The organism is Microbacterium sp. CPCC 204701, assembly GCF_004010105.1.
Classification (GTDB): domain Bacteria; phylum Actinomycetota; class Actinomycetes; order Actinomycetales; family Microbacteriaceae; genus Microbacterium.
Map to the genome: position 1 here is coordinate 1 of NZ_RRYE01000118.1, position 8,008 is coordinate 8,008.

Annotated in this window: 6 protein-coding genes; 3 read left to right on the forward strand and 3 right to left on the reverse strand. The window is 71.2% G+C overall.

The genetic code is table 11. The features are described 5' to 3' along the window. Nucleotides 1-1,661 (reverse strand): DNA helicase RecQ (gene recQ / locus EIO58_RS09070; protein ID WP_127819260.1); only part of this gene is annotated, 1,661 nt, incomplete at its 3' end. 290 nt (nucleotides 1,662-1,951) lie between these two features. After that, complete coding sequence (locus EIO58_RS09075; RefSeq protein ID WP_127819261.1) at nucleotides 1,952-2,488, reverse strand: DUF1697 domain-containing protein; 537 nt, start codon at nucleotides 2,486-2,488, stop codon at nucleotides 1,952-1,954. 333 nt (nucleotides 2,489-2,821) lie between these two features. Here EIO58_RS09075 and EIO58_RS09080 point away from each other — a divergent pair, with 333 nt between their 5' ends. After that, complete coding sequence (locus EIO58_RS09080; protein WP_240658663.1) at nucleotides 2,822-3,670, forward strand: SDR family oxidoreductase; 849 nt, start codon at nucleotides 2,822-2,824, stop codon at nucleotides 3,668-3,670. A gap of 142 nt (nucleotides 3,671-3,812) precedes the next feature. Here the strand turns inward: EIO58_RS09080 and EIO58_RS09085 are convergent, their stop codons facing one another. Continuing rightward, complete coding sequence (locus tag EIO58_RS09085; protein WP_127819263.1) at nucleotides 3,813-6,479, reverse strand: DEAD/DEAH box helicase; 2,667 nt, start codon at nucleotides 6,477-6,479, stop codon at nucleotides 3,813-3,815. A gap of 95 nt (nucleotides 6,480-6,574) precedes the next feature. Between EIO58_RS09085 and EIO58_RS09090 the strand changes: the two genes are divergently transcribed. Both EIO58_RS09090 and EIO58_RS09095 read left to right on the forward strand, forming a co-directional pair. Next, complete coding sequence (locus EIO58_RS09090) at nucleotides 6,575-6,895, forward strand: GNAT family N-acetyltransferase (RefSeq protein ID WP_127819264.1); 321 nt, start codon at nucleotides 6,575-6,577, stop codon at nucleotides 6,893-6,895. A 1-nt stretch (nucleotide 6,896) separates the two neighbouring features. Then, on the forward strand, nucleotides 6,897-7,910 hold the full coding sequence (locus EIO58_RS09095) for a pirin family protein (RefSeq protein ID WP_127819265.1): 1,014 nt from the start codon (nucleotides 6,897-6,899) through the stop codon (nucleotides 7,908-7,910). Nucleotides 7,911-8,008: the final 98 nt, after the last annotated feature.

An 8,008-nucleotide genomic window follows, 5' to 3' on the forward strand; every position in this document is an offset into this window, starting at 1 on the left:
GCCGCCGGGTCGCCGAGCGCGAGCGTGCCGTATTCGCCGCGGGCGACCAGGATGCCTCGCGCCAGCAGCTGCCGGATGACGCTGCGCCAGTCCTGATCGCTGAGGTCGGCACCGAGGCCGTACGTCGAGAGCGAGTCGTGACCCTGCTGCCGGATGCGATCGGTCGAGGCGCCGCGGAGAATGTCGACGAGATGGCCGGCGCCGAAAGCCTGGCCGCGTTCGCGCTGCAGCCGGACGATCGTCGACAGCAGCTTCTGCGCGGGGATGAGCCCGTCCCAGGTGTCGGGCGCTTCGAGGCAGGTGTCGCAGTTGCCGCACGGAGCCGAGTCCTCGCCGAAGTAGGCGAGCAGGTTCTGGCGGCGGCATCCGACCGTCTCGCACAGGGCCAGCATCGCGTCGAGGTGCTGTCCCAGGCGCAGCTTGAATGCACGGTCGCCGGGTGATTGGTCGATCATGCGGCGCTGCTGCACGACATCGCCGAGTCCGTACGCCATCCACGCGACGGATGCCTCGCCGTCACGTCCGGCGCGACCGGTCTCCTGGTAGTACCCCTCGACGGACTTCGGCAGGTCGATGTGAGCGACGAAGCGGACATCGGGTTTGTCGATGCCCATCCCGAACGCGATCGTCGCGACCATCACGACGCCGTCCTCACGGAGGAACCTGGACTGGTTCGCCGCGCGCGTCTCGGCGGGAAGGCCGGCGTGATACGGCAGCGCGTCGATGCCCTGACCGGAGAGGAACTCGGCCGTCTGCTCGACGGACTTGCGGCTGAGCGCGTACACGATGCCCGCTGCACCGGCACCCTGGGAGCGGATGAACGCGACCAGCTGTCGCCGGGGATCGGTCTTCGTCTCGATGCGGTACTGGATGTTGGGCCGGTCGAAGCTGGAGACGAAGTGACGGGCATTCGGGAGCGCCAGCCGCTCGGTCATCTCTCGATGCGTCGCAGGCGTCGCCGTTGCGGTGAGCGCGAGGCGCGGCACACCCGGGAAGCGCTCGGCGAGCGCGCCCAGTGCGAGGTAATCGGGGCGGAAGTCGTGGCCCCACTGCGACACGCAGTGCGCCTCGTCGATCGCGATGACGCTCAGCCGTCCGCGCCCCAGGAACCGCAGCGTGGCCTCGGTGTTGAGCCGCTCGGGGGCGACGTACAGCAGATCGAGCTCCCCCGCGAGATATGCGCGCTCGACCGCGGCGCGCTCGGGCGGCGCCTGCGTCGAGTTGAGATACGCCGCGCGCACGCCGTTGGCCAGCAGCGCGTCGACCTGGTCGTGCATGAGCGCGATCAGCGGGCTGACGACGAGCCCCGTGCCGGGACGCACGAGCGCCGGCACCTGGTAGCAGACGCTCTTGCCGCCACCGGTGGGCATGAGCACGACCGCATCCCCGCCGCCGATCACGTGCTCGACGATCGCGCCCTGCTCGCCGCGGAACGTGTCGTAGCCGTACACCTCGTGCAGCACGACGCGGGGGTCGAAGCCGGTGAAGTCACGCCGCGGACCGGCGTTCTCGAACGGGTCGAACGAGGCGCCGCCTCCGGCTTCGGGGTCGGGCGGAGGCGTCCAGCCGTCCTCGGGCGGCGCCCACGTGTCGTCAGGTGACGGGGCGTCGGCGTCGGCCCACGAGAGGCCGGAGTACGGGTCGCCCTGCGCATCGGTCACCCGTCCCAGGGTAGCCGCGGCATCCGACCTCGCCTCCGTCTTCGGCGGATCCGTGGACGCGCCTGCGATGCCGTGCCCTGGGGAGGAGGCGGCTCAGCGCGGCAGATGCGGGCGGCGCCCGAGCAGCGCGGCCGCAGCCCGGCCCGCACGGTCTTCACGGCGTGCGGGAGCACTGCCGTCGAGCCGCGATCAGCCGCGCTCCGCGGGAGAGTGCCCGCTCCTGAGCTGGGGAATCCGTCGGGTGGAGACGCGCCTCCCCCGGGGTGCGCTCACATCCAGGAGCAGCCGCGTCAGCACCACTTCCGCGCGAGCGTGGTCACGACGTTGAGGTTGCGGTTCGTCGCCACGCCGAGCAGCTTCGCCGCGCCGAGCGGATCCACCGTGCCCGCCTCGTACCCGGGGCGCAGCAGCGCATGCGCCGCGCGCCCGCGCACGACCATCTCGCCGGCCGGCGTCGCCGACGCCATGATGCGATCCACCGTCTCATCCGAGAGCTCGTCCTTCAGCAGATACACGTAGTGTCGCGCGAGGCCGGGTCGCTCTGCGCTCAGCCGCTCGGCGACGCGCGCGACCTCGGCGAACTCCGCGGTCGAGTACACGATCGCCGGCACGTCGAATCCGCGGTCGGCGGCGAAGGCCGACTCGAGCGCGGCCTCGATCTTCGTGCGCGAACGCATCGGCGTCGACAGCCGCACGTTGCCGGTGTTGATGTGCGTCTCGACGTCGGTGAAGCCTGCCGCCCCGACGACACGGCGGATGTCGTCCTTCGGAAACACGCGCTTGGCCCCGAGGTTGATCGCGCGCAGGAACGCGAGGTAGGTCGGCATGCCGCCATCATCGCGGATACCTCCGCCCCCGGCATCCGTCCGCGCACGAGCGCGCCAGGTTGCGACGCGCGCGGCAGTTGCCGTCCCCCGCGCTGCAGTTTCTGACACTCGCTGCGCCGCGCGACGCCGCGTGCGCCGCAAAGTGCAGCGGACGCGAGGCGCGGTAGTCTCGTCGTCATGCAATGCCTGTGACCCGTCTCCCTGCGTCCCGTCGCGGACGCACGATTTCGGATGATCTCGATACGCCCGGCGCTTCGCCGCGAGCACTCGATCCGGCGGACCCGACCCCTTGAAAGGGCATTTGCATTGTTCTCACACACCGAATCCCTGCCGTTGCGCGGCACCACCGTCCTGGTCACCGGCGTCTCGCGCCGCCGCGGCATCGGCTTCGCGGTCGCCACGCATTTCGCGCGACTCGGCGCGGACGTCTTCATCCACCACTACGCACCCCACGACGACGATCAGCCGTGGGGATCCGACGACCTCGACGCGGTCCGCGCCGGCATCCGCGACGCACTCGCGCCGGGCGCACGGTTCGGCGACTTCGGCGCGGATCTGCGGGACGCAGCATCCGTCCCCGTCGTCATCGAGGCGGCGCGGGCACTGACGGGCCGGCTCGACGTCCTCGTCTGCAACCACGCCCTGTCGGGCGGCGACGGGTCGATCCTCGACATGACGGCGGAGCGACTCGACGCGTTCTGGCAGACGAACGCGCGGTCGACGATCCTGCTGACGCGCGAGTTCGCGGCGCTCCATGGCGGCGAGCGCACCGGCTCGCGACCCGGCGAGCGCATCGAGCGCACGGGCCCGTTCACCGAGCCCACCGGCCGCGTGTTCTGGATGACCTCCGGCCAGATCCACGGGCCCATGCCGGGCGAGGTCGCCTACGCCGCGAGCAAGGCGGTGCTCGCGGGCCTCACCAGGACCGTGGCCGCAGAGCTCCTCGCTCTCGGCATCATCCTCAACACGATCGACCCCGGGCCCGTGAACACCGGCTACCTCGACCCCGAGACCGCCGACCGGCCGCTCGAAGAGATCGAGGCGTGGATGCGAGCGACTCCGTTCGGCCGCTACGGCGAGCCGGCCGACCCCGCGCGCCTCATCGCGTGGCTGGCGACGGATGCCGGAGCCTGGGTGGTCGGCCAGGTGCTGACCTCCGACGGCGGGCTCGGCCTGGGCTGACGCTGCCGCGGGCTCGGCTGACGGGGTCGCGGGGGCTCGGCTGACGCGGTCGCGGTGAAAGCAGCGGGCAGACTGGCGCAGTTCGGCCCCTCGGGACATCGAAGCGTCGATTCTGCCCGCCGCTTCGACGCCGAGCCCCGGACTACAGCCGCACGACCTCGGTGACGCGCACCACGGCGGTGCCGGACTCCTCCGAGGCGGCGAGGTCGACCACGGCCCGGATGCGCCAGTCGTGGTGGCCCTCGGGGTCGTCGATCGTCTGCTCGACGCGCCAAAGGCCGGTGGCCGCGGCATCCGTCTCGTCCACCGTCACGAGGCGGGGCGAGCGGGCCGGACCGCCGGTGAGGATCTCGTCGTGCTCGTCGAAGTAGGCGTCGAGGGCTGCGGGCCAGTCGGCGTCGGGGTCGAGCTCGACGAGCTCGTCGTCGCGCTGCCGCGCGGCCAGCTGCACGCGGCGGAACAGCTCGTTGCGCACCAGCACCCCGAACGCGCGGCGGTTGGTGAGCACCGAGGGCGGCGCCGGCGGCACGACTTCCGCTGAATCCGGTCCCTGAGCCTGTCGAAGGGCCGAAGCCGGGTCGACGAGCGCCTCCCACTCGTCGACAAGGCTCGAGTCGACCTGCCGCACGACTTCGCCGAGCCACGCCACGAGGTCGTGCAGGTCTTCGGTCTGCGCTTCGGCGGGCACGGTCTGCCGGATCGCGCGATACGCATCCGACAGGTACCGCAGCACGAGACCCTCGCTGCGCGCGAGCTGGTAGAGCGAGATGAGCTCTGAGAACGACAGAGCACGCTCGAACATGTCGCGCACGACCGACTTCGGCGAGAGCTCGAAGTCGCGGATCCACGGCTGGCTCGACGCGAACACCTCGTACGCCTGCGTCAGCAGCTCTTCGAGCGGCTTCGGGTGCGTGACCTCCTCGAGCGCCGCCATGCGCTCGTCGTAGTCCATGCCCTCCTGCTTCATCGCGGCGACGGCCTCGCCTCGGGCCTTGAACTCCTGCTGCGCCAGCACCGGCCGCGGGTCGTCGAGCGTCGCCTCGATGATGCTCACGACATCGAGCGCGTAGTGCCCCGTCCCCGCCGTGGACCTGGCTGCAGTACTTCGCAGTTCCGCCCCTTCGGCGGAGGATCCCGGTGAAATCGTGCGATCCTCGCCCGATTCTGCGGACTCTGTGAGCCGCCCGCGCGGCGCCGGGTTCGCGTCGGGGTCGAGCAGCTCGATCGCGGCGAGCGCGAACGGCGAGAGGGGCTGGTTGAGCGCGAAATTCGGCTGCAGATCGACGGTGAGACGGATGCCGTGGGCCACGGCATCCGTCCGGTCGATCTCCACGACACCGGCCGTCAGCAGCGTGCGGAAGATCGCGATCGCACGCCGCGCCAGCTCGTAGCGCCGTGCACGCGGCTCGTGGTTGTCGAAGACGAGCGACCGCACGTTCGCGAACACATCGCCGCCCCGCGCGATGACGTTGATGAGCATAGCCGCGGTCAGCTGCAGGTGGGGTACGAGCGGCTCCGGCTCGGCGTCGACGAGGCGCTCGAACGAGCCGAGTCCCCAGTTGACGACGCCGGTCGGCGCCTTCTTGCGCACGATCTTCTTGCGCTTCGCCGGATCGTCGCCGGCCTTGCGCAGCGCCGCCTCGTTCTCGATCTCCCACTCCGGCGCCATGACGACGACCGTGCCGGCGGTGTCGAAGCCGGCGCGGCCGGCGCGGCCGGCGATCTGATGGAACTCGCGAGCCGACACCTGCCGCATCTTCGTGCCGTCGAACTTCGACAGCGCCGTGATGAGCACCGTGCGGATCGGAACGTTGATGCCGACGCCGAGCGTGTCGGTGCCGCAGATGACCCGCAGGAGGCCTCGCTGCGCGAGCGTCTCGACCAGGCGCCGGTAGCGCGGCAGCATGCCGGCGTGGTGCACGCCGATGCCCGCGCGCACGTAGCGCGAAAGGGTGCGGCCGAAGGCCGTCGTGAACCGGAACCCGCCGATCGCCTCGGCGATGGCATCCCGCTGCTCGCGGCTGACGATCTTGATCGACGACAGCGCCTGCGCCCGCTCCATCGCCGCGGCCTGCGAGAAGTGCACGACGTAGATCGGCGACTGTCCCGTCTGCAGCAGCTCCTCGACCGTCTCGTGGATGGGCGTGCGCGCGTACGAGAAATGCAGCGGCACGGGGCGCTCCACCCCCGTGATGCGCGAGACCGCGCGGCCGGTGCGGCGCTCGAGGTCTTCGGCGATCGATGCGACATCGCCGAGCGTCGCCGACATCAGCACGAACTGCGCGCGCGGCAGGAGCAGCAGCGGCACCTGCCACGCCCAGCCGCGCTCGGGGTCGCCGTAGTAGTGGAACTCGTCCATCACGACCTGGTCGACGTTCACGTCGGCGCCCTGGCGGAGTGCGAGGTTGGCGAGGATCTCGGCCGTGCAGCACACGATCGGGGCATCCGGGTTCACCGACGAGTCGCCGGTCACCATGCCGACGTTCGTGGCGCCGAAGATCTCGACGAGCGCGAAGAACTTCTCGCTCACCAGGGCTTTGATCGGCGCCGTGTAATACGTGCGCCCGCCGCGGGCGACGCATGCCGCGTGCGCGGCGACCGCGACGAGCGACTTGCCGGTGCCGGTCGGAGTCGACAGGATCACGTGCGACCCCGACACGATCTCGATGACCGCCTCGTCCTGCGCCGGGTACAGTGCGAAGCCCCGGTCACCCGCCCACTCCACGAACGCGTCGTACAGCGCGTCGGCGTCCGGCGTTTCGCTTGCGGATGCCGACGCCGCGGCCGCGATCGTGTCGAGCAGTGTCACCGTCCGAGTCTGCCCCACGATCCGCGCCCCGCAGCGCGGTGGCGGAACATCCGCGAGCGCACCTACGTTGGGACAAGGACGACGAAGGGATGCCGATGCCAGCCTCCGAGGACCAGATCACCGTCCGGCGCAACGACGACGAAGCCCGCTACGAGGTGTGGGTGGGCGACGTGCTCGCCGGCTTCACCGAGTTCTCGCTCGACTCCCGCGGGCGCTACGTGTACCCGCACACCGAGACCGATCCCGCGTTCCGGGGTCGCGGGCTGGCGCAGAAGGTCGTCGCCGAGGCGATGTCCGACTCCGCGCGTCGCGGCGAGACGGTCGTGCCGCTGTGCCCCGTGGTGGTGCGCTACCTCCGCGAGAACGACGTGCCGGGTCTCGACATCGACTGGCCCTCGCGAGTGAAGACGCACTGACATGTCGAGGCTCGACGAGGACTCGACCGCCGGCGGACTGAGCCCCCATACCGCCACGCTCGCGAGTCCTGCCGACCGCTCTGGCCCCCGTATGCTCCTGCTCGAGACCCGCGAGGTGCCGCTGGGCGGCATCCGGGCGATGGAGGTGCACCGCTCGCTGCCGCAGCGCGAGCTGCCGCTCGTGGGCGCGTGGTGCTTCCTCGACCGGTTCGGGCCGCAGGTCGCGCGCATGCGGGTCGAGCCGCATCCCCACACCGGGCTGCAGACCGTGACCTGGCCGTACGTCGGCGAGGTCCGGCACCGCGACACCGTGGGCAGTGACGTGGTGGTGCGCCGCGGCGCGCTCAACCTCATGACGAGCGGGGCGGGGATCGCCCACTCCGAGTACTCGATGAGTGAGGATGCCGTGCCTCTGGACGCACTGCAGCTGTGGGTCGCCCTGCCCGAGTCGCGACGCCACGGACCGCCCGCCTTCGAGCAGCACGCCGTGCTGCCCGAGGTGACGCTGCCGGCGATCGCCGGCGGCGACGGTGGCGCGACCGTCGTGCTCGGCGACCTCGCGGGCGTCTCGTCGCCCGCGACGACATACACCCCGATCGTGGGCGCCGAGTTGCGCATCCCGCCCGAATCGACGGTGCGTGTGCCGCTCGACCCCGCGTGGGAGCACGCGCTGGTGGTCGTCGAGGGCGAGGTCGCCGTCGAGCCCGGTGCCGACGGTGAGCCGGTCGCCCTCGACCGGGCGCATCTGCTGTATCTCGGCATCCGTCGGGACCACATCGACATCGCGAGCGCGGCGGGCGCGACGCTCTTCCTGTTCGGCGGCGAGCCGTTCGAGGACGACATCGTGATGTGGTGGAACTTCGTCGGCCGCTCGCACGACGAGATCGTCGAGGCTCGCGAGGCCTGGGAAGCGGACTCGACCCGCTTCGGCCGCGTGACGGGCCACGGCGATGAGCGCATCCCCGCGCCGCCGCTTCCCGCCGTGCGCCTCACGCGCCGCCGGCGCCGACCGTAGCCCGCGGGGAGCGCGGGCTCGCGGCTTCCGATCCCCTGTCCAGGTTTCGCAGTCCTTCGTGCGCCTGAAGCTGCGGTTCCTGGACGCGGTCGCGGTTG